At 36.5% G+C, this 21,074-nt stretch carries 21 protein-coding genes; 7 read left to right on the plus strand and 14 right to left on the minus strand.

The window, feature by feature from the left end; genetic code table 11:
• Window positions 1–66 precede the first annotated feature (66 nt).
• Complete coding sequence (locus L1I30_RS09730; protein ID WP_236134095.1) at window positions 67–945, minus strand: AraC family transcriptional regulator; 879 nt, start codon at window positions 943–945, stop codon at window positions 67–69.
• 235 nt (window positions 946–1,180) lie between these two features.
• Here L1I30_RS09730 and L1I30_RS09735 point away from each other — a divergent pair, with 235 nt between their 5' ends.
• The gene (locus L1I30_RS09735) at window positions 1,181–1,762 is read left to right on the plus strand and encodes a T9SS type A sorting domain-containing protein (RefSeq protein ID WP_236134096.1); all 582 of its coding nucleotides are present in this window, start codon (window positions 1,181–1,183) and stop codon (window positions 1,760–1,762) included.
• A gap of 117 nt (window positions 1,763–1,879) precedes the next feature.
• Here L1I30_RS09735 and fabD read toward each other — a convergent pair whose 3' ends face one another.
• The 4 genes from fabD to L1I30_RS09755 all read right to left on the minus strand — a co-directional run bounded on the left by fabD (window position 1,880) and on the right by L1I30_RS09755 (window position 4,427).
• Window positions 1,880–2,761: an ACP S-malonyltransferase gene (fabD, locus tag L1I30_RS09740; RefSeq protein ID WP_236134097.1), complete on the minus strand. Its 882-nt coding sequence runs from the start codon at window positions 2,759–2,761 to the stop codon at window positions 1,880–1,882.
• A gap of 94 nt (window positions 2,762–2,855) precedes the next feature.
• The gene (locus L1I30_RS09745; protein WP_236134098.1) at window positions 2,856–3,356 is read right to left on the minus strand and encodes a pyridoxamine 5'-phosphate oxidase family protein; all 501 of its coding nucleotides are present in this window, start codon (window positions 3,354–3,356) and stop codon (window positions 2,856–2,858) included.
• A 140-nt stretch (window positions 3,357–3,496) separates the two neighbouring features.
• Window positions 3,497–3,982: a dihydrofolate reductase gene (locus L1I30_RS09750; protein ID WP_236134099.1), complete on the minus strand. Its 486-nt coding sequence runs from the start codon at window positions 3,980–3,982 to the stop codon at window positions 3,497–3,499.
• 7 nt (window positions 3,983–3,989) lie between these two features.
• A complete protein-coding gene (locus tag L1I30_RS09755; protein ID WP_236134100.1) occupies window positions 3,990–4,427 on the minus strand; it encodes a 2TM domain-containing protein in 438 nt (145 codons plus the stop codon).
• 63 nt (window positions 4,428–4,490) lie between these two features.
• Here L1I30_RS09755 and L1I30_RS09760 point away from each other — a divergent pair, with 63 nt between their 5' ends.
• Entirely contained in the window at window positions 4,491–5,579 is a 1,089-nt protein-coding gene (locus tag L1I30_RS09760; RefSeq protein ID WP_236134101.1) for an aminotransferase class V-fold PLP-dependent enzyme, read from the plus strand.
• On the opposite strand, the gene L1I30_RS09765 is transcribed toward L1I30_RS09760, so the two are convergent.
• The 9 genes from L1I30_RS09765 to L1I30_RS09805 form a co-directional block, all read right to left on the minus strand.
• Window positions 5,580–5,861, minus strand: a complete 282-nt coding sequence (locus L1I30_RS09765; RefSeq protein WP_236134102.1) for a DUF427 domain-containing protein — start codon at window positions 5,859–5,861, stop codon at window positions 5,580–5,582.
• 33 nt (window positions 5,862–5,894) lie between these two features.
• The gene (locus L1I30_RS09770) at window positions 5,895–6,866 is read right to left on the minus strand and encodes an L-histidine N(alpha)-methyltransferase (protein WP_236134103.1); all 972 of its coding nucleotides are present in this window, start codon (window positions 6,864–6,866) and stop codon (window positions 5,895–5,897) included.
• A 15-nt stretch (window positions 6,867–6,881) separates the two neighbouring features.
• A complete protein-coding gene (gene egtB / locus L1I30_RS09775; protein WP_236134104.1) occupies window positions 6,882–8,048 on the minus strand; it encodes an ergothioneine biosynthesis protein EgtB in 1,167 nt (388 codons plus the stop codon).
• A gap of 104 nt (window positions 8,049–8,152) precedes the next feature.
• Window positions 8,153–8,569, minus strand: a complete 417-nt coding sequence (locus L1I30_RS09780) for an energy transducer TonB (protein WP_236134105.1) — start codon at window positions 8,567–8,569, stop codon at window positions 8,153–8,155.
• Between the two features lie 31 nt (window positions 8,570–8,600).
• Window positions 8,601–9,425 carry a thymidylate synthase gene (locus L1I30_RS09785; RefSeq protein ID WP_236134106.1) on the minus strand — a complete coding sequence of 275 codons (825 nt, stop codon included), beginning with the start codon at window positions 9,423–9,425 and terminating at the stop codon, window positions 8,601–8,603.
• 172 nt (window positions 9,426–9,597) lie between these two features.
• The gene (locus tag L1I30_RS09790) at window positions 9,598–11,304 is read right to left on the minus strand and encodes a NupC/NupG family nucleoside CNT transporter (protein WP_236134107.1); all 1,707 of its coding nucleotides are present in this window, start codon (window positions 11,302–11,304) and stop codon (window positions 9,598–9,600) included.
• A gap of 10 nt (window positions 11,305–11,314) precedes the next feature.
• The gene (locus tag L1I30_RS09795; protein ID WP_236134108.1) at window positions 11,315–11,929 is read right to left on the minus strand and encodes a bifunctional nuclease family protein; all 615 of its coding nucleotides are present in this window, start codon (window positions 11,927–11,929) and stop codon (window positions 11,315–11,317) included.
• Between the two features lie 83 nt (window positions 11,930–12,012).
• Window positions 12,013–12,981, minus strand: a complete 969-nt coding sequence (locus L1I30_RS09800) for an electron transfer flavoprotein subunit alpha/FixB family protein (protein WP_236134109.1) — start codon at window positions 12,979–12,981, stop codon at window positions 12,013–12,015.
• A 74-nt stretch (window positions 12,982–13,055) separates the two neighbouring features.
• On the minus strand, window positions 13,056–13,802 hold the full coding sequence (locus tag L1I30_RS09805) for an electron transfer flavoprotein subunit beta/FixA family protein (RefSeq protein WP_236134110.1): 747 nt from the start codon (window positions 13,800–13,802) through the stop codon (window positions 13,056–13,058).
• Between the two features lie 171 nt (window positions 13,803–13,973).
• On the opposite strand from L1I30_RS09805, the gene L1I30_RS09810 reads away from it, so the two are divergent.
• The 5 genes from L1I30_RS09810 (at window position 13,974) to L1I30_RS09830 (ending at window position 21,013) form a co-directional block, all read left to right on the plus strand.
• Window positions 13,974–14,951, plus strand: a complete 978-nt coding sequence (locus L1I30_RS09810) for a pyruvate dehydrogenase complex E1 component subunit beta (RefSeq protein ID WP_236134111.1) — start codon at window positions 13,974–13,976, stop codon at window positions 14,949–14,951.
• 59 nt (window positions 14,952–15,010) lie between these two features.
• Window positions 15,011–17,500 (plus strand): DUF5686 and carboxypeptidase-like regulatory domain-containing protein, encoded by a 2,490-nt coding sequence (locus L1I30_RS09815; RefSeq protein WP_236134112.1) that lies wholly within the window; start codon window positions 15,011–15,013, stop codon window positions 17,498–17,500.
• Between the two features lie 67 nt (window positions 17,501–17,567).
• Window positions 17,568–18,080, plus strand: coding sequence for an inorganic diphosphatase (locus L1I30_RS09820; protein WP_236134113.1), 513 nt, complete (start codon window positions 17,568–17,570; stop codon window positions 18,078–18,080).
• Window positions 18,081–18,198: 118 nt separating this feature from the next.
• Entirely contained in the window at window positions 18,199–20,580 is a 2,382-nt protein-coding gene (locus L1I30_RS09825) for a sodium-translocating pyrophosphatase (protein ID WP_236134114.1), read from the plus strand.
• A 184-nt stretch (window positions 20,581–20,764) separates the two neighbouring features.
• Window positions 20,765–21,013 carry a DUF7218 family protein gene (locus L1I30_RS09830; RefSeq protein WP_236134115.1) on the plus strand — a complete coding sequence of 83 codons (249 nt, stop codon included), beginning with the start codon at window positions 20,765–20,767 and terminating at the stop codon, window positions 21,011–21,013.
• The last annotated feature ends 61 nt before the right edge of the window (window positions 21,014–21,074 follow it).

Raw genomic sequence — 21,074 nt, forward strand, 5'->3', positions numbered from 1 at the left:
AAGAATGTTTTTCAATAGGAATATGCTATTTTTTATGGCAAGAGATTTACTTGATTATAACGGTGACTATGAGATGGTATATCTCAATTCATTTCTATAATGGGACGGGGATTTGCCAGTAAATTTTTTGAATTGCTTATTGAAATGACTAAAATTATTAAATCCGCTTTCAAAACAAATATCAGTAATGCTTATTTGTTTTTCATGTAAGAGCTTGGCTGCATGAACCAATCGATATTCATTTACAAAATTAGTGAAGGTTTTACCTGTTATCTTTTTGAAATATCTGCAAAAGGCAGAAACCGTCATACTTACCTTATTGGCGATCTCTTCTAATGTGATAGGCCTCATATAATTTTCTTTTACAAAATTGAATACAATATTTATCCTGTTATTATCCTGAAGTTCAGTTTCTAATAGGAAACCCTGAGCATTCAAAACAGTATAGTTCTTTGAGCATTCTAACATTTTGAGGATATCCAGTAAACCTAGTAATCTATAATATGGGCTCACTCCCTGTAAGGCTTCTATTTTTTTTCCAATGGCTCGTTTGTCGTCTCCATGAAATACAATCCCATTTTTTGAGCGCTCAATAAGGGTTTTTATTTCCTTCATTTCGGGGATTTCAAAAAAATCCTTTCCCAGGAAATTATCTCTTATTTGAATAATGGTTTCAGAATTATGTCCTGTAAGGTTATCCGTAAATCCACAATGCGGTAAATAGGGACCAATCAGTATTAGGTCTCCGTTTCTGTAATAAGAAAGGTGGCTTCCAATTTGCCGTTTTCCTGAGCCACCGTTTACATAAACCAACTCTATCTCAGGATGATAATGCCAAAAGCTGTTCTTTCCATTTTGATGGTCTTTATTATATGTTTTATAATAAAGAGAACTACCAAAAGCGGGTTCAATCTTCTCTAGTATAGGTTTTACTAATATGGCCATTATGCTTATTTTATTAATTATAATGTAATGATGATTTAATTGAGTTAACTATGTTTTATTAACCGTGTTATGTGCTTAATATACATTAATAGAACATTAAATTAATGTAAAGTGTAAAATAGAACATATTCATGTATAATATACATCATTTTAGTCGATTAAACAGCAGTATATTTGATTATGTTATTATCGGTAAATTAACATAATCATTAATTAACACTTAAAAACGGAAAACATGGGAAATCTATTTAAATTATCAATTTTAGCTTTAATGTTAACTGCTAGTTTCAACGTAAAAGCTGCTGAAGGATTAGATGTAAGAATTAATGAAGAAACTCTTTTTGTAGAAGTGCAGAATTCTTTTATGAATGCAAGTCTTACGTTAAAGGATGAAGAAGGGAATCTTATCTTTAAAGACGGTCTTATAGATAACAAATCTTACAAGAAGACCTTAAATTTTGGTACAGCTCAAATAGGTACTTATTATCTTAATTTTGAAAATGAGTTTTATATTTTCAAAAAGGTGATCCATAGATTAAATAAGGGAGTGAAAATTGATAAGGAAGCTTCTGAAATAATCTTTAAACCTACCTATAAGATAAGTGAAAGAAAGCTGATGTTCTCTTTAACTAATCCGGAAGAGAAAATGACACAAATAGAGGTGTATGATGTTCGAGGAGAGCTGGTAAATTCCATTACTTCAAATGATCTAATAATTAAAAAGACCTTCGATTTTAAGCGTGTTCCAAAAGGGGAGTACTTGGTTAAAATTAAAAGAGGGCAACAGGTTTTTACAAAAACCATGAATTTGATCTAATTGATTAGTTATGGAAGTTGATATGAAAAAAGGAATTGTTTAAAGATATCTCTTAAACAATTCCTTTTAACTTTTTAAAAAAGTACAACTCCCTTCAGGAGTTGCTGTTCTTATACTTTATATTTCAGCTGAACTGGTTTGGGCTGATCTGTCAATTTTTCTAACTAATCCTTGTAATACTTTTCCCGGGCCAACTTCAATAAATTCAGTAGCGCCATCGGCAATCATATTTTGAACAGATTGGGTCCATTTTACAGGAGCGGTTAATTGAAATACAAGATTCTTCTTAATTTCTGAAGGATCTGTAACTCCAAATGTGCTAACGTTTTGATAGATAGGACAAATAGGATTATTAAAAGTAGTAGCTTCAATTGCTTCTGCCAATTCTTTTCTTGCTGGCTCCATCAAAGGAGAGTGAAATGCTCCTCCTACGGGAAGCAACATTGCGCGTTTCGCACCTCGTTCCTTAAGAAGTTCACAGGCTTTTTCTACTGCTGCTAAATCTCCTGAAATCACTAATTGCCCAGGGCAATTATAGTTTGCCGCCACTACCGTCCCATCAACTTCGGCACAAATGGCTTCAACTAAATGGTCTTCCATTCCTAAAACAGCAGCCATAGTAGATGGTTGTAGTTCACATGCATGTTGCATGGCAAGGGCTCTCTTGTAAACCAGTTTTAAAGCAGGCTCAAATTCTAAGGTTTTATTAGCAACCAATGCCGATATTTCTCCTAATGAGTGTCCTGCAACCATATCCGGTTTAAAATTGTCTCCTAACATTTGGCTCATTATGGCAGAATGTAAAAAGATTGCCGGTTGAGTAACCTTGGTTTGCTTTAAGTCTTCGGCAGAGCCTTCAAACATTATATCGGTAATAGAGAATTCTAAAATCTCATTTGCTCTTTCAAATAATTTTTGTGCTTCAGGAAACTTCTCGTAAAGATCTAATCCTATTCCTGTAAACTGTGCCCCTTGCCCAGGGAATATATATGCTTTCATATTATGAATATTTGGAAAGGCTAAAATAGAAATAAAAAGAAAGACCTCATAACAATTGAGTTATAAGGTCTTTCTTTATAAAAGCGGGATGGTATTATAGGTTTAAAGCTCCTTTTTTACCTACATCTGCCTTTTCCCCGGTAATGGTTGCTACTCCCATTTTAAATAAACTAACATATTTGTTGCCTTTAGTGTCCCAGTAATATGCCTCATCTGGACTAAATTTTATAGCGGTAAGATTTGGGTCATCTAATCCATCAAACCAAGCATCGTCAACTTTACTGTAAAGCTCTTCTAAAATATCTTTTCGAGTTTCGATGGAAGAATTACCATAAATACTAATAAACTCCATGTCTGAAGGATCGCTATACAGAAGTTGAGTTCTGGAATCTTTCACAATATTAACGTTATGTTCGCTATTCAAGGCGCTTAAGAACCAGATATCCCCGTTTTCGTCAACTTTTTTAGTCCGCATTGGAATTGCACTAATAGGAATAGAGCTTAAGTTGGTCATCATCATAGAAGTGGTAATATCCTCTACCATTTCAGTCATTTTTTTTAAAGCTTCTTTGTTTTCTAAATTTTCTGTACTCATGGCTTGTTCTATTTTTGAACAAGTTACTGTAAGACCAAGATGTATTGCCCCAAGGTATTCCTAAAAGATAAAGTAGGAATGTTAAGAATTGTGAAATTTAGTTTTTGGTGAATAGGTATTTTAATGAGGTAAAGAAGTAATTAGTGTTTTCGGAGGTATGTTAAATAAGTGAATGAATAATTATGCTTATCATCGGTATCATGAAATTCTTCGGCTACTAGCCTCCATTCATTTTCATCAATCTCAGGAAAAAAGGCGTCTGCTTCAAAACTGCCATGCACACGGGTGAGTTCTATTTTATCAGCAATTTCCATAGCTAATTTGTAAATTTCACCACCTCCAATTATAAAAGTTTCGGGATCTTCCTCACATAATTCTACAGCCCTCTCTAGAGAATGTACTACAACTATACCTTCTTTCTTAAAGTTTTCACTTCTGGTAATCACTACATGTGTTCTATTGGGAAGAGGTTGGGGGAAAGAATCGAAGGTTTTACGGCCCATAATAATGTGATGGCCACTTGTTAGCTTTTTGAATCTTTTAAAATCATCCGGTAAATGCCATACCAGATCGTTGTCTTTTCCTAGTGCATTATTTTCTGCTGCTGCAGCAATTATAGTAAGCATTTTTAAATTAGCTGTTTAGTGGTGGATTTTTAGGCTCAGTAATTATAGGTTGTTCCTCTTTAATATGTGGAAGGGGGTAGTCGCGATCAACCTTTTGTTGCATCTCTGCAATTCGGTCCTTTTGTTTTCTAACCAGTTTTTCTATGGTTCTCTGCTGCCATTCTCTCCCCATAAAGCTATTAATTACAAATACATTCATAAGGTGGATAAGGAATAAAAATGTCCATGCTAAAACGGCTATTACAAACCAATCGTAGCCAAAGGGTGTAAAGTCTTCTCTGTATCCAATTACAACATTTATAATTATCAATAGGATTGCTCCAATAAGGTAAATTACGAAATGCTGAAATAATCTTCTTTTTTGAATGGTTCTCTTGCGAGCATTTTCGTACAGTTCGCGTTGTTCGGAATCTAGTTTAGAAGCGTTTTTCTTTTTAGAAAACATAATTAGAAGTACTTTAGTATAGAATCAAATTTACAGAATTTTTTATTCTATTGTTAAACACATATGAAGAATTTAAGAAAAGCCTTTCCTGTACTGCAACAATATATTTACCTTAATACGGCTGCCTCAGGCCCCTTGTCTGAAAAGGTGTTTGATTTTCGGCAGGAGCACGATTTAGATTTTCTGGTTTCCGGATGCATTTTAAAGGAAAAGCAAGGAGAAATGCTTGCTAAAATTCGAGAAACTGTTGGTGGTTTTTTTAAATGTGAGCCTAATAGAGTGGCACTTGTGCCTAATTTCTCATACGGTTTTAATACGCTTTTGGAGGGAATAGAAAGTGATAAGTCCTTTTTATTGTTGGAGGATGAGTACCCTTCTATATCCTGGCCAATTACTTCGCGTGAATTCAAAACTTATACGGTATCGCTATCTGCAACTTTAGAAGAAGATATTGAAAATGCTCTGAAAAATTATAACCCGGATGTATTTGCATTTAGCATAGTCCAATATATAAGTGGGTTGAAACTTAGTATAGATTTCTTAAAACAAATGAAGCAGAAATTTCCCGATACTCTCTTCATTGCTGATGGCACCCAGTACTGCGGAACAGAGATTTTTAATTTTGATGATTCGGGATTAGATGTATTATTATGCAGTGGTTATAAATGGCTGAATGCCGGATATGGAAATGGATTTGTGTTGTTTCAAGAGGATGTGCCTAAAAAGATTTTTCCGAAAACTACAGGTTTTAACTCTCTTCAGGGAAAATATAAAGCGCAAGAAGGAAACTTTTTAGGGAAATTTGAACCTGGGCACCAGGATACTTTAAATTATGGAAGCCTGATGACGGCTTTAAAATATTTAAATGAGGTTAACTTGGAAGTGGTTGAAGAGATCAATAAAAAACTTTCTGTTATAGCGAAAAAGGAGCTAACAACCTTGGGAGTGCTAGATGAAATAGTTGTAAAACGTTCTCATCATTCCACTATATTCAACATTAAAGGTGATAAAAATTTATATGACCACCTGCGAAACAATGATATCTTGGCTTCCCTTAAGGGGCCGGGAATTCGTGTGAGCTTTCATTATTATAATACGGAAGAAGAAATTCAGGAATTGGTAAAAGCTCTTAGCGAATATTTAAAAAAGTAATTATTCGCTAACTTTTACCTCTTTCCAGAAGGCAACATAGTTTTCTATAGGTTTAGCAGCATGACTTGCCTGAGGATAGTACCAGGCTGCGTTTTCATTTTGTTTCCCGTCTACATCTATAGTATAGTAAGATGCTTCGCCTTTCCATGGACATCGCGTTCGGTGGTCGCTAGGTTCAAAGTATTCAGCTTTAATAGAATCTTTTGGAAAGTAATGATTGTTTTCCACAATTTTAGTTTCGTTGCTTTCTGCTATAATTGTATCGTTCCAGATTGCTTTCATTTGTAAGTAATGTTTTAATTGAAAATAATCAGTTTACTGAATGTTTCGGAAGATGTAATTTTTGTAATACTCTTTTTCATCTGTAAATGATGAAGTTACCTGTAAGTTAGCTTCTTTAGCAAGCCATCGAACTATTGCATCATCATATTTCTGTGAGATCTCGGTATGTATGGTTTCCCAGGCATCAAAATTTATTTTAAGGTCTAAGGATTTAATCTTTACAACCTGAGGGATTTTGCTGACTAAGAAGCTCTTGGCAGTGCCTGTTTCCGGATCATAAGTTTCCCAGTGCAAGAAGGAATCTACATCAAAATCACCTTTTAATTCTGTATTTATTCTATGTAATATATTTTTGTTGAATGCAGCGGTAACTCCGGTTGGATCATTATAAGCGTCTAAAATGGTCTGTGGATTCTTTTTCTGATCAAATCCCATAAATAACATGTCCTCCGGTCCCATCGCACTCTGAATCTGCTTAAGGAAACTGATAGCATCTTCATGTAATAGATTCCCGATGTTCGATCCTAGAACCAAAATAACCTTTTTTCTGGAATTATAATCTGCTAATTTTTCTAGAGTCTTAATGTATGTTCCTTGCTGAGTTTTTACCAATAGCCCGGGGATTTCTTCATGTAACGAGGCTTCCAGATCATCTAATGCATTCTGGCTGATATCTATAGGTAGATAAGTAAAGTCTACATTATCATTTATTAATTGCTTAAGCAAAAGTTTGGTTTTTTTACCATCTCCCGCCCCAAGTTCAATTAGATCAAAACCATTGGTGCTATTGAATTTATGCGCGATCTCACGGGTGTTTTTATCTAAGATATCATACTCGCAGTTGGTTAAATAGTATTCAGGCAAATTCATGATTTCCTGAAATAATTTATCGCCTTTTTTATCGTAAAAATATTTAGACAATAAGTATTTTGGAAAGCTGGTTAAGCCTTTATATACATCTTCTTCAAAAACAGAAGCAAATGTGGTTTTTGTGTTTTCTTTCATTATTTAAATGTCGATTTATTTTGCCAATCTAATCCCTGTAAACTGCCATCTAAGGTTTGGATGAAAGAAATTTCGATAGGTAGCTCGTGTATGTTTGGTTGAAGTGGCAACAGAGCCTCCACGCAATACTTTTTGGTTGACCATAAATTTCCCGTTGTATTCGCCTAAAGCTCCATCAGCTTTTTTGTAATTGGGATATGGTGAATAGGCACTTTCTGTCCATTCCCATCTGCTTCCCCATTCAAATTGCTGCTGAGCGATTTCCCATTCAAATTCAGATGGTAATCGCATGCCTTTCCATTGTGCAAATGCGAAAGCTTCATAATACGATATATGTGTAAGAGGGGCTTCCGGTGTTATTTTTTTTAATCCCTGGAAGGTATAATACTGCCATCCTTTTTTAGTTTTATGCCAATAGGAGGGAGAGTTAATTTTGTTGGAGGTTACCCAATCCCAGCCTTCTGCATGCCACAGGAGAACATCCTGATATCCGCCGGCTTCCATAAACTCGAGATATTCGGCATTGGTAACAAGTTTATTTGAGATCTCGAATTTGTTGAGATATGTTTTATGTCTTCCTAATTCATTATCATAACAAAACGAAGTGCTCGAATGCCCTATCTCATAAACGCCTTCAGGGACAGTAATCCATTCTTGCTCAAACTCCTGAACAGGATATTCCTGAAAATCGTCATTATAAGCTGGAAGAAGTGGATTGTTTCCTAAAATATATTTGATATCTGTAAGTAATAATTCCTGGTGCTGTTTTTCGTGATGACAGCCAATTTCAATTACTTGCAACAATTCTTCTGAAAAATTTTGACTACCCAAAAATAGACCCTGCATAGCTTTGGTTACACAGGTTCGATATTCGTAAACCCAAGCAACGGTAGGTCTGGAAAGATTTCCTCTATCTGTGCGTACCACCTTTTCACCTACACTTTCGTAATAACTATTAAAAACGAAGGCGCAATGATCATCAAAAAGCTGGTAATTGGAATCATATTTTTTAAGAACGAATTCCTCAAAAAACCAAGTAGTATGGCCTAAATGCCATTTTGGAGGAGATACATCCACCACGGGCTGCACCACATAATCTTCTATTTCAAGAGGAGCACAGATAATTTCGGTCGCTACTCGAGTTTCTGTAAATAGTTCAAAAAGATGTTCTTTAGAAATCATAAATGTTGGTCTAAAACGTGAGCCACTCAAATTTACAATTTTTTAAGAATGAAGGAAATGTACAGGAGTTAAGGCCAAGTTAAAGTCCTGTTTCAAAAGCTGCTCTAAAAATTGAAAGGCATCTTATACTTGATAGTTACCGGTTTTCCACCGCGAATACCCGGTTTCATGACAGGAAACAGCTTTACAATTCTTATTACTTCATCATTAATGGCTTTCTTAGGGCCTTCAGCTGATATTTTAGTGGCTTTACCAGTTTCATCTATAAAAAATGTAATAGTAGACTTTCCTTGAATAAACTTGCCATTCGAATCTTTAGGGTATTTGAAATTCTCCTTGATATGTACGGCTAGCATTTTGTTGAAACAATCTTTCGAAGAAAGTTCGCTGGTCTCGCAGCCCGGCCATACCGGTGCGATCTCTGCAGAGGAGATGGTATTCCCCTTCACGTTCACACCTTCTTGAGCTTGTAGCGTTGAAGTGAAAGTAAAAATAATGGCGATAATCAATAAATGTTTCATAGGTAGGTATTTCATAAGTAGGTTTTCAGGCTTAAATAGCCACTTTAGCTCTAATGGCAGGGTGAGGATTGTAATTTTCCAGACTGAAATCTTCAAATACAAAGCTGAAGATATCCTTCACCTCAGGATTTATTCTCATTACGGGCAGTTCTCTTATTTCTCTGGATAACTGAAGTTCTACCTGTTCAAAGTGATTGTTGTAGATATGTGCATCTCCAAAGGTGTGAATAAAATCTCCGGCTTCATACCCGCAAACCTGTGCGATCATCATAGTAAGCAAAGCGTAAGACGCAATATTGAAAGGCACTCCTAAAAAGATGTCGGCAGAGCGTTGATATAGCTGACAAGATAGTTTTCCATCGGCGACATAGAATTGAAAAAATGCATGGCAGGGAGGGAGTGCGGCTTTTCCCTTAGCTACATTTTCAGAAAAAGAAACAGAAGTATCAGGTAGAACCGAAGGGTTCCAGGCTGATATTAACATCCTTCTGCTATTGGGATTCTTTTTTAAAGTTTCTATCAACTCAGCTATCTGGTCTAAGTCTTCACTATTCCAATTTCTCCACTGGTGTCCATAAACAGGACCCAGATCTCCATTTCCGTCAGCCCATTCATTCCATATCTTCACACCATTCTCCTGAAGGTATTTAATATTAGTATCTCCTTTTAAAAACCATAGTAATTCATGTATAATAGATTTTAAATGTAATTTTTTAGTGGTAACCATGGGGAAGCCTTCACTTAAATCGAATCTCATTTGATATCCAAATACACTTTTGGTTCCTGTGCCTGTACGATCTCCTTTTTGTACTCCATGTTCCAAAACGTGCTTTACTAGGTCGTGATACTGTTTCATATTGCTATAGACTTATAAGATGTTGAAAGTATAAAAAGATGAGCGTATATCAAATTAATTAACGGCTGTGCTTTGTTAAAAACCTGTTTTAATAAATAAGACATATTCTAGATACAAATTATGTACATGGAATATGCCTTAACAACATGCTTGTTAAATATGATTATAAGCCTTACCCGATGATCATTCCCGCAATAGTTGCCGAAAGTAAAGAGGCAATAGTACCTCCAATCAAGGCTTTCATTCCAAATTCTGAAAGTGTTTTTCTCTGTCCCGGTGCTAGTGAACCAATTCCTCCAATTTGGATTCCTATTGAAGCAAAATTCGCAAATCCACAAAGCATATAGGTAGCCATGATAACCGATTTTTCATAACTCAAGCTTAAGGCGCTTGCAGGATTTTTAAGATCGGCCAGTTGAATATAACCAACAAACTCACTTGCTGCCAGTTTTATCCCAAGAAGTTGCCCCATAAGCATCATATCTTCTTTGGCCACACCTATTAGCCACATTAGAGGAGCAAACACAGTTCCCAATATAGCTTCAAGTGAAAATTTAGAATAAGGAGTATGTTCAGCCATAAGGCCATTAAGAGTGGTAATTTCTCCAAACCAGCCTAACATATGGTTAATCATTGCTATAAAAGCTATAAATACCAATAGCATAGCTGCTACATTGGCTGCTAATTTTAATCCTTCTGTGGTTCCATTGGCAATAGCATCCAGTATGTTAGATCCTATTTTTTCAGAAGAAATCTCTACATTGCTATTTATAGATTCGGTTTGGGGATATAATATTTTTGAGATTACTATAGCTCCCGGGGCAGCCATTACTGAAGCGGCTAATAAGTGTTTTGCAAACTGGAGTCGTAATTCAGGGTCATCTCCACCCAGAAAACCTATATACGCCGCAAGTACACCACCTGCAACGGTGGCCATACCGCCTATCATTACCAGCAACATTTCTGAGCGGTTCATGCGTTCCAGATAAGCTTTGATCATAAGGGGCGCTTCGGTTTGTCCTAAGAATATATTTCCTGCAACACTTAGACTTTCGGCTCCTGAAATTCCCAGGATTTTGGTAAGTACCATCGCCATTCCTCTTACCACAATTTGAATTACTCCAAGGTAAAACAATACAGAAGTTAAGGCAGAGAAAAATATAATCGTAGGTAGTACCTGGAATAAGAAGATGAAACCAAAGCTGTCTACATCCATCATTCCTCCTAATAGAAATTCACTTCCTGCTCGAGTAAAATCAAGAATAAGTACAAAGATACCTCCAACAAATTCAAATATATTCTTTATGAAATCAATTTTTAAGACACCTATTGCCAATAGCATTTGTGCTCCTAACCCTAGAAGGACTGTCTTCCAATTAATAGATCGTTTATTACTGCTAAAAAAATAGGCAATTAATAGTAAGGACAGCATTCCCAATAAACCTCGCCACAAACTTGTTAATGAGAAGCCAGCGCTGGGGGCAATTGTATTAATTACTTGAGCCGGGATAACTTCCTCTATAGGCTCTGGGGTATCTTTAAAGGTAAAGGTGTTAGTGTTGTTTGTAATAACTAAAACCTCATCACTAAGAGAAGATATCCTGAATTTTTTAATAGTATCTTTTGGAGTAGTATAAAAAAATACCAGCAAGTTATTCTGGTAAAGGTAATCTCCACTGGCTTTTACAGAGTCATTATTAGTGGATTTAATTTCAAAAAGTCCTTCCTCTAAGATAAGTCTATCTTCTTGAGAGAAATCTGTTTGAACTTTAGTGCTGTCTTCAAGAGACTGGAAACTCCAGTTTTTCGAGATGCTTTGGGATTGAGCGGCGAACACGCCGAATAACATAAAGAATAGGTAACACCAATACTTCTTCATAAATAACTACTTATTTGCGTTTTGAAATCTCGTCTCTAAGTCTTGCTGCTTTTTCGTAATCTTCATTTTTTACAGCCTGGGAGAGTAAAGTTTCCAGTTCGTCCAGCGACATTGTTTTATAATTGGTCTCCTGTGATTCAACAACATCAGGAATAATGTCGTCTACTTGTGCATCTTCGCTGCCCGGAGTTTGGCTCATGGGTTCCGATTCTCCTTTAAGGTAGATACCGGCTTTATCGAGAATGTTCTTGTATGTAAAAATAGGTGCGTTAAATCGCAACGCTAAAGCAATAGCATCGCTGGTACGGGCGTCGATTATTTCTTCAATTTTATCGCGCTCGCAAATAAGGCTGGAGTAAAATACTCCATCCACCAGTTTATGAATGATCACTTGTTTTACAACAATATCAAATCGTTCACAAAAATTCTTGAAAAGATCGTGTGTAAGTGGTCGTGGAGGTTTAATCTCCTTTTCTAATGCTATAGCAATAGATTGTGCTTCAAAAGCCCCAATTACTATAGGTAATTTCCTGTCGCCATCCACTTCATTTAAAATAAGTGCATAGGCGCCATTTTGGGTTTGACTGTAAGATATTCCTTTTATATTAAGGCGTACTAAACTCATATTCCACTAATTGAAAAGAGCTGTCTAAATAAGGACATTTTACCAAATTTAGACAGCCCTTTTGAAGCTCGCAAGTTATAAAATTATGCGTTCTTAGCCTTAAATTCTTTTAGTTTTTCGTTGAGTTTTGGAACTATTTCAAAGGCATCGCCTACAACTCCGTAGTCTGCTGCCTTAAAAAATGGGGCTTCTGGATCATTATTGATCACAACTTTTGTTTTAGAAGCATTGATTCCTGCTAAGTGCTGGATGGCTCCAGAGATTCCAATGGCAATATAAAGGTTAGAAGCTACGGGCTTTCCGGTTTGTCCAACATGTTCGCTATGGGGTCTCCAACCCATGTCACTTACAGGTTTAGAACATGCGGTGGCTGCGCCTAAGGTTTCAGCAAGATTTTCTATCATGCCCCAGTTTTCAGGTCCTTTTAAACCTCTTCCTCCTGAAACAACAATTTCTGCATCGGCAATAGTAACGGTATTTTTAGCTTTATCTACATTGGTCACTTGTACAGAGAAATCGGCATCAGATAAAGTTGGTGCGAAATCTTCTGCGGTAGCATCAGCCTGTACTTCTTTAAGTCCGAACGCATTTTTTGAAAGTCCGATGATCTTCACATCGGTAGCTATTTTTGTAAAACTAAAGGCTTTATTTGTGAAAGCAGTTCTTTTTACTGTAAATGGATTTGCGCTTTCGGGTAGTGCTACTACGTTCGATGCATAACCGGCGTTTAAGTGCACTGCCAAAAGTGGAGCAAGGTATTTGCTGTTAGCCGACTGGCTTAATACTACTACTTTGGATTGTTCTTTTTCTGCTGCTTGTTTTAAAACATCGGCATATGCTTCGGCATTAAAGTTAGTTAGCTTATCGTTGCTTACTTTCAATATTTTATCTACCCCGTAATTTCCTAATTCTGAAACATCAGAAGTATTAAACGTTACAGCGGTAACTGTGGTTTGAAGCATTTGAGCAACTTCCTTCGCATATGATGCAATCTCCAAAGATGCTTTTTTGAATTTTCCTTCTTCTGATTCTATATATACTAAAACTGACATGTTTTCTTTTTATTTAAGAATGACTAAATTATTTTATGAGCTATTTCGGAATATTATTTCCCGAGATAGGGTCACTAAATTACTTTTGCTTCATTGTGTAACAAAGAAATCAATTCATCCAAATTATCAGGATCAATTAATTTTACAGCTCCTTTAGGTGCCGGTTTCTCAAATTTTTCAGCAGTTGTTTGTGCTGTAACCTCTGTAGGCTCTACTACATTTAAAGGTTTTTTTCTGGCTTGCATGATCCCTCGCATATTAGGGATTCTAAGATCACTTTCTTCAACAAGACCTTTTTGCCCACCAATTACTAATGGTAAGCTGGTAGATACGGTTTCCTTCCCTCCGTCGATCTCTCTGGTTGCAGTAGCTTGAGTTCCTTCTACGTCTATGCTTATACAGGTGTTTACGAAATTAGCGTTTAATAAAGCTGCTAACATTCCCGGAACCATACCGCCATTATAGTCTATAGATTCTCTTCCTGCAATAATAAGATCGTAAGCTCCGTCTTTTGCTACTTGAGCTAATTGCTTTGCAACTTGAAAACCATCGGTAGCCGGAGTGTTCACTCTAATAGCATTATCGGCTCCAATAGCCAATGCTTTTCTAAGAGTTGGCTCCGTTTCAGGACCTCCTACATTTACAACATCTACACTAGCTCCCTGTTTTTCTTTGAACCACATGGCACGAGTAAGTCCAAATTCATCATTAGGATTTATAACAAATTGAACTCCGTTGGTATCGAATTGAGTATCGTTGTCTGTAAAATTAATCTTTGAGGTGGTGTCTGGTACGTGACTTATACACACTAATATTTTCATCTAAAAAGGCTTTTTAAATTGTTATATTTTCTTGTTCACGAAGATAAGTAATTTAAATCGAAATTTACTATGCATGCATAGTAAATATTTTATGAATAAGTAGTAGTTTAAACTTTTATGAATTACTATTTTTGTTTTTTTTAAATGATACCATAAACATTTTAGTATAGAATGAAGACAATTCAATTTAGAGAAGCGGTCCAGCAAGCAATGAGCGAGGAGATGCGCAAAGATGATAGCATTTACTTAATGGGTGAAGAAGTTGCCGAATATAATGGTGCTTACAAAGCTTCAAAAGGAATGTTAGATGAATTTGGTCCGGAACGCGTTATAGATACTCCTATTGCAGAGCTTGGATTTTCCGGGATTGCTATTGGTAGTGCCATGAACGGAAACAGGCCAATTGTAGAGTTTATGACTTTCAACTTCTCTTTGGTAGGGATTGATCAAATAATTAATAACGCTGCTAAATTGCGCCAGATGAGTGGTGGGCAATTTAATATACCAATCGTTTTTCGTGGTCCAACTGCATCTGCAGGACAATTAGGAGCTACGCATTCTCAGGCTTTCGAGAGCTGGTATGCTAACTGCCCCGGTTTAAAAGTGGTAGTTCCATCAAATCCATACGACGCAAAAGGACTTTTAAAGTCGGCTATTCGTGATGACGACCCGGTTATTTTCATGGAAAGTGAGCAAATGTATGGGGATAAAGGCGAAGTGCCAGAAGAGGAATATACAATTCCTTTAGGAGTTGCTGATATAAAACGTGAAGGAACAGATGTTACTATCGTATCTTTCGGAAAGATCATCAAAGAAGCGTATGCTGCAGCTGATGAGCTTGAAAAAGAAGGAATTTCTTGTGAAGTTATCGATTTACGTACAGTGCGTCCATTAGATCACGACACTATATTAAAATCGGTTAAAAAGACCAATAGACTGGTAATTCTTGAAGAAGCATGGCCATTTGGAAATATTTCTACGGAAATAGCATATTCAGTGCAAATGAATGCTTTTGATTATCTGGATGCTCCAATAATTAAAATAAATACGGCAGATACACCTGCGCCATATTCACCTAACCTTCTAAAGGAATGGTTACCAAACAGTGAAGATGTTGTTAAAGCTGTGAAAAAGGTGCTGTACAAATAAGCTTATAAACTTACCTTTGAAACTTCATCTTTTCGGATGAAGTTTTTTTTTGCCCTAATATGAAATACACATTCTTTTTCACTCTTCTTTTTTTGGTGACTTTCAGCGTTTCATCTCAAACTCTCATTAGTGGAGTTTTAGTAGATGAAGCTAATATGCCAGTACCTTTTGCTAACGTGATCTTTGTTAATTCTTCTGAAGGAACCACTACTGATGAGGAAGGGAATTTTTATTTGAGATCTGAAAATTCTTATTCTTCAGCTGAATTTTCTTTTGTTGGCTATAAACCTGAAGTGGTTTCTTTAAAACCTGGTAATAACCTTAATATGAAGGTCATTATTAAGGAGGAAGCCGAATCGCTGTCAGAAGTAGTAATCTATCAGGGGAAAACTTCTAAAAAGAATAATCCGGCACTGGATATTCTTCGAAAGATCTGGGAGAACAAAAGAGAGAATGGAGTTAAGAAATTCGATCAATACCAATACAGCAAATACGAAAAGCTGGAATTCGACCTTAATACAATAGATAGTTCCCTTATTAAAAGCAGGATTTTTAACGGTATGGAATTCATTTTTAATGATTTAGACACCAATAAAGTTACCGGTAAAACTTTTCTACCGGTCTTTATTAATGAATCTTCCTCAAAAGTTTATGGTGATAATCCTGCCGGGAAAACCAGAGAAATTCTTTTAGGAAACAAGAATTCCGGATTTAGTAATAATCAAACTCTTATTTCCTCTGTACAAGATGTGTACAGAGAAATTGATATATATGATAATTATCTGAAATTCTTTGATAAGAATTTCGTGAGTCCGTTAGCTAGTACCGGAATCAATAATTATAATTATGTTCTGGCAGATAGTGCCTTTATTGGCGATAAATGGTGTTACAATATTGTTTATTACCCCAGAAGAAAGAACGAGCTTACTTTTAAAGGAGACTTTTGGGTGAACGATACCACTTTCGCTATAAAGAGCATCAATCTTGAAATGGCCGAAAGTGCCAATGTTAACTGGGTAAAAGGTGTTTATATAGAGCAAGAGTTCGAGGCATTGAATGATAGCATATTTGTAATAAAAAGAGATTTTTTCCAGGCCGATTTCTCTCTTCGTAAAAAGGAAGATTCTAGAGGAGTTTATGGAAAACGAACAGTTCTTTATGATAATTATGAATTCAATATAAAAAAGCCACAAAGTTTTTACGATACCGAGGTCACGAAATTCCAGGAAGAAATTTATAATAGAGATGATGCGTTTTGGGAGCAAAACAGATTGGAGCCGCTTAGTGGAAATGAACGTGGAGTGTATGAAATGTTGGATACGCTGCAAACGGTTAAAGCCTTCAAGCGCATTTATAATATCTCCTCGGTATTCGCAACAGGCTATGTAGAGTTTAATGGTTGGGATTATGGGCCGGTGTATTCTACGGTTGGATTTAACGAAGTAGAAGGACTTAGAATTAGAGGCGGAGGCCGAACGTACTTTGGGCAAAATGATCCTTGGAGGATTGAGGGGTATGGGGCATATGGCTTTACCGATAAAAAATTTAAATACGGGATATCCGGAAAAGTGCTGATAGATGCAAAATCTAGATTGATACTCTCTGGGGGAAACCGAAGAGATATAGAACAATTAGGCGCAAGCCTTACCAATACCACAGATGTTCTAGGAAGGAGTTTGGCGTCTTCTTCTTTGATAAATGTGGGTGACAACGATAAATTGAGCTCTATAAACCTTGCCGTGGTGGCTTTAGAGGTTGAGCCCTTTACAAATTTCACGTTCCGGGTGGCAGGTTCTTATAGAGAGTTAAAACCTGCATCTCCAACTTTTAGCTTCGATTATTATATTGATGAGACTAGAACCGAAACCGCATCTGAGATCAATCAGGCAGAGATATCTACCATAATAAGTTATTCCCCTGGTAAAGAGACTTCGGGTTATGGAGTAGAGAGGAACCTTATAAATGGGGGTGATTTTCCAACTCTGTTCCTGAATTACAGCGTGGGCTTAAAGGATATTTTAAATAGTGATTTTGAATATGAGAAAATACAATTTTTCTACAATCAGCCGTTATTAGTAGGTGGGTTAGGTAAGGCCAATATAAGTGTGGAAGCCGGTAAGACATTTGGAGATGTGCCGCTAGGCTTATTAAGTGTTGTTCCTGGGAATCAAACTTATTTCGAACTTTATAATACCTTTTCTCTGCTTAATTTCTATGAATTTGTAACAGATACGTATGTTGCAGCTCATCTTGAACATAATTTTAATGGAAGATTATTTTCTAGAGTTCCATTGCTTAGAGATTTAAATTTAAGAGAGATCATTGGGATTAAAGGAGTATGGGGAGAGATATCTGAAGCTAACAAGCAATTGGATGCTTCCGGAATCGATTTGCTAGCGCCAAGTTCCGATCCATATTATGAATACAGTGTAGGGGTGGGGAATATCTTTAAATTCATTAGGATCGACGCCCATTTTAGAGGGAACTATTTTGAGAATACCGATGCAAGAAAATTTGGTGTAACAGCAGCTTTTGGTTTTCATTTTTAAATACCTCTTATCAATTTGAAAATGATTATATTTGCCGCCTTGAAAATTTGAATATAAAATAAAGAAAATGTCTGAGACTTTTGATGTATTGATAGAGATCCCGAAAGGGAGTAGAAACAAGTACGAATACGATTTTGAATTGAAGAAAGTACGTTACGATCGTATGATCTTCTCTTCTATGATGTACCCTGCAGATTACGGGTTTATTCCTAATACCCTTGCATTAGATAGCGATCCTTTAGATGTATTGGTTCTGGTAACTGAACCAACTTTTCCTGGAATTGTAATGGAAGTTAAGCCAATTGGAGTATTCCACATGGCAGATGAAAAAGGACCGGATGAAAAAATTATCTGTGTACCTGTATCCGATCCTGTTTGGAACAGAATTAATGACCTTGATGAATTGAATGGACACTTAACAAAAGAGATCGAACATTTCTTCAAAGTTTATAAAGATCTTGAAAAGAAAAAAGTTGATGTTGGAGGATGGGGTGATGCTGCTGAGGCAAAACAAATCATTCAGCAATGTGTAGATAGATATAAGAATTACGAAGGAGATAAAGAAAGATTTGGAATATAGTCTAATTAATCACCTTTAATATTACATTTTTGAAAGCAATAACCTTAAAAAGTTATTGCTTTTTTAATTATCACTGTTTTACTACATTAGCATAATTAACAAATAATTAGCTAACTCTATGGAATCAATGATGATTTATTCCCCCGTTGTTCTGGCCGTTATCGGCCTTCTTTATATGTGGGTGAAAAGGTCTTGGGTACTCAAGCAAGACGCCGGCGACGGAAAAATGAAAGAAATTTCAGATCATATTTATGAAGGGGCGCTCGCCTTTTTAAATGCCGAATATAAACTTCTAGCGATATTTGTGGTAATTGTAAGTATTGCTCTTGCAGTAGTTTCGTTTATAGTGCCAACAACACACTGGTTAATTGTAATAGCTTTTATTTTTGGAGCTTTTTTCTCTGCCCTTGCGGGAAATATGGGAATGAAAATAGCTACCAAAACCAATGTTAGAACTACTCAGGCTGCTCGAACCAGCTTACCAAATGCTCTTAAGATATCTTTTGGTGGTGGTACAGTAATGGGTCTTGGAGTTGCAGGTTTGGCTGTGTTAGGATTAACATTGTTCTTTATCTTCTTTTTCAACTTTTTCATGGGAAGTGTATGGACTTCAACCGCAGATATGACAGTGGTATTAGAAACCCTGGCAGGTTTTTCATTAGGAGCTGAATCGATCGCCTTGTTCGCTCGTGTGGGTGGAGGAATCTATACAAAGGCGGCAGATGTGGGTGCCGATCTTGTTGGAAAAGTAGAGGCTGGAATTCCAGAAGATGATCCTAGAAACCCTGCTACTATTGCCGATAATGTTGGAGATAATGTTGGAGATGTGGCCGGAATGGGGGCCGATCTATTTGGATCGTATGTAGCAACAGTACTCGCTGCCATGGTACTTGGTAATTATGTTATTAAAGATATGGGAGGCAATATCTCTGATGCTTTTGGTGGTATCGGTCCTATTTTATTACCAATGGCAATAGCCGGTGCAGGAATTATAATTTCAGTAATCGGTACTATGCTAGTGAAGATTAGCAGTAACGACGCAAAAGAGTCTCAGGTAATGCGAGCTTTAAATATTGGTAACTGGGTTTCCATCGGGCTTGTAGCAGCCTCTTGTTTTGCTTTGGTTAAATGGATGCTTCCAGAAACCATGCAAATGGAGTTCTTTGGAGAAGGTTTGAAAGAGATTTCTTCTATCAGAGTTTTTGCCGCTACTATTGTAGGTTTAATTGTGGGGGGTGCAATCTCATCGGTTACCGAGTATTATACAGGTCTAGGGAAAAGGCCTATTTTAAAAATTGTAGAAAAATCTAGTACGGGAGCGGGAACCAATATTATTGCCGGTCTTGCAACAGGAATGATTTCTACGTTTCCTTCAATATTATTATTTGCCAGTGCTATATGGGCTTCCTATGCCTTTGCAGGATTCTACGGAGTAGCCTTAGCAGCTTCAGCAATGATGGCTACTACTGCCATGCAATTGGCGATAGATGCTTTTGGGCCTATTTCCGATAATGCTGGTGGGATTGCCGAAATGAGCGAACAGGACCCTATAGTAAGAGAACGAACAGATATTTTAGACTCTGTAGGAAACACTACAGCTGCTACCGGTAAAGGTTTTGCAATTGCATCAGCTGCATTAACCTCTTTAGCCCTATTTGCAGCCTATGTAACTTTTACTGGTATCGACGGAATTAACATTTTTAAAGCGCCAGTATTGGCTATGTTATTTGTTGGTGGAATGATACCTGTTGTATTTTCAGCATTAGCGATGAATGCGGTGGGAAAAGCAGCCATGGAAATGGTACAGGAAGTTAGAAGGCAATTCAAGACTATTCCTGGAATTATGGAGGGTACCGGAAAACCTGAATATGATAAATGTGTAGCGATCTCTACACAGGCTTCTTTAAAAGAAATGATGCTTCCCGGTTTATTAACCATTGGATTCCCGTTAGTAATTACCTTTGTTCCAATGCTTTTTGGAATGAATAGTCGCACAATAGCAGAGATGCTTGGAGGATATATGGCCGGAGTAACGGTAAGCGGTGTACTTTGGGCTATTTTTCAGAATAATGCCGGAGGTGCGTGGGATAATGCTAAAAAATCATTTGAAGCCGGGGTGATGATTAATGGGGAAATGACGTATAAAGGTTCAGAAGCGCATAAAGCAGCTGTAACTGGAGATACGGTAGGTGACCCATTTAAAGATACTTCTGGTCCTTCCATGAATATTCTAATCAAACTTACATGTTTAATTGGTCTTGTAATAGCTCCTATCTTAGGAGGTCATACTTTGGAAGAGGGGGCTACTGAACCAGTAGGTACTCATATTGAAAGTGTAAATGAAACATCAAAACAGGTAGAGGTAGAGATGACTTCCGAAGGCGAAGAAACCATTGCGAAAGTTCGGGTGATAACTACAGAAAATGGAAATACCAATGTAGAAGTGAAAACTTTTAAAGGAAGTAAAGCTGAAGTAGAGAAAGAGATAAGTAAGTTATAAATATTTATAAAAAATAAAAAAAAGGGAGCTTGATATCAAGCTCCCTTTTTAATTTAAATGGTTTCAGAAATAACCCATTTAAAATTATCAATTCACATTTAAATAATTATTAACAGCATCATTTTCCTGTAAAAATTATAAAATTTTAAATTAGAGATGGTATTAATCTCTAAAATTGAATATAATGGCAAAAGATCATGGACCACATATAAAGAATGACGCCCAATATGAAGAATTAAGAAAACAGGGGATGAGTCAGAGTAAAGCGGCTCGTATTGCAAACGATCCCAACTCCGGTAAAAAAGGAGGAAAGGCAGAGAAATACGAAGATCGTACCAAGAAAGACTTGTATGAAAAAGCCAAACAGGTAGGAATTGAAGGAAGAAGTAAGATGAATAAAGAGGAGCTTATAAAAGCACTTCGCAATAACTGAAATATTAAAATTTACCCAAAAGATAATATGAAAGAAGAAGACCTGTGGGGAAGTGTTTATT

This window comes from Gillisia lutea, assembly GCF_021568705.1.
GTDB classification, from domain to species: domain Bacteria; phylum Bacteroidota; class Bacteroidia; order Flavobacteriales; family Flavobacteriaceae; genus Gillisia; species Gillisia lutea.

What these genes read in the sequence shown, in the direction of transcription:
- L1I30_RS09730 (WP_236134095.1), bottom strand. Translation starts at nt 945, where the DNA reads ATGGCCATATTAGTAAAACCTATACTAGAGAAGATTGAACCCGCTTTT.
- L1I30_RS09735 (WP_236134096.1), top strand. Translation starts at nt 1,181, where the DNA reads ATGGGAAATCTATTTAAATTATCAATTTTAGCTTTAATGTTAACTGCT.
- fabD (WP_236134097.1), bottom strand. Translation starts at nt 2,761, where the DNA reads ATGAAAGCATATATATTCCCTGGGCAAGGGGCACAGTTTACAGGAATA.
- L1I30_RS09745 (WP_236134098.1), bottom strand. Translation starts at nt 3,356, where the DNA reads ATGAGTACAGAAAATTTAGAAAACAAAGAAGCTTTAAAAAAAATGACT.
- L1I30_RS09750 (WP_236134099.1), bottom strand. Translation starts at nt 3,982, where the DNA reads ATGCTTACTATAATTGCTGCAGCAGCAGAAAATAATGCACTAGGAAAA.
- L1I30_RS09755 (WP_236134100.1), bottom strand. Translation starts at nt 4,427, where the DNA reads ATGTTTTCTAAAAAGAAAAACGCTTCTAAACTAGATTCCGAACAACGC.
- L1I30_RS09760 (WP_236134101.1), top strand. Translation starts at nt 4,491, where the DNA reads ATGAAGAATTTAAGAAAAGCCTTTCCTGTACTGCAACAATATATTTAC.
- L1I30_RS09765 (WP_236134102.1), bottom strand. Translation starts at nt 5,861, where the DNA reads ATGAAAGCAATCTGGAACGATACAATTATAGCAGAAAGCAACGAAACT.
- L1I30_RS09770 (WP_236134103.1), bottom strand. Translation starts at nt 6,866, where the DNA reads ATGAAAGAAAACACAAAAACCACATTTGCTTCTGTTTTTGAAGAAGAT.
- egtB (WP_236134104.1), bottom strand. Translation starts at nt 8,048, where the DNA reads ATGATTTCTAAAGAACATCTTTTTGAACTATTTACAGAAACTCGAGTA.
- L1I30_RS09780 (WP_236134105.1), bottom strand. Translation starts at nt 8,569, where the DNA reads ATGAAACATTTATTGATTATCGCCATTATTTTTACTTTCACTTCAACG.
- L1I30_RS09785 (WP_236134106.1), bottom strand. Translation starts at nt 9,425, where the DNA reads ATGAAACAGTATCACGACCTAGTAAAGCACGTTTTGGAACATGGAGTA.
- L1I30_RS09790 (WP_236134107.1), bottom strand. Translation starts at nt 11,304, where the DNA reads ATGAAGAAGTATTGGTGTTACCTATTCTTTATGTTATTCGGCGTGTTC.
- L1I30_RS09795 (WP_236134108.1), bottom strand. Translation starts at nt 11,929, where the DNA reads ATGAGTTTAGTACGCCTTAATATAAAAGGAATATCTTACAGTCAAACC.
- L1I30_RS09800 (WP_236134109.1), bottom strand. Translation starts at nt 12,981, where the DNA reads ATGTCAGTTTTAGTATATATAGAATCAGAAGAAGGAAAATTCAAAAAA.
- L1I30_RS09805 (WP_236134110.1), bottom strand. Translation starts at nt 13,802, where the DNA reads ATGAAAATATTAGTGTGTATAAGTCACGTACCAGACACCACCTCAAAG.
- L1I30_RS09810 (WP_236134111.1), top strand. Translation starts at nt 13,974, where the DNA reads ATGAAGACAATTCAATTTAGAGAAGCGGTCCAGCAAGCAATGAGCGAG.
- L1I30_RS09815 (WP_236134112.1), top strand. Translation starts at nt 15,011, where the DNA reads ATGAAATACACATTCTTTTTCACTCTTCTTTTTTTGGTGACTTTCAGC.
- L1I30_RS09820 (WP_236134113.1), top strand. Translation starts at nt 17,568, where the DNA reads ATGTCTGAGACTTTTGATGTATTGATAGAGATCCCGAAAGGGAGTAGA.
- L1I30_RS09825 (WP_236134114.1), top strand. Translation starts at nt 18,199, where the DNA reads ATGGAATCAATGATGATTTATTCCCCCGTTGTTCTGGCCGTTATCGGC.
- L1I30_RS09830 (WP_236134115.1), top strand. Translation starts at nt 20,765, where the DNA reads ATGGCAAAAGATCATGGACCACATATAAAGAATGACGCCCAATATGAA.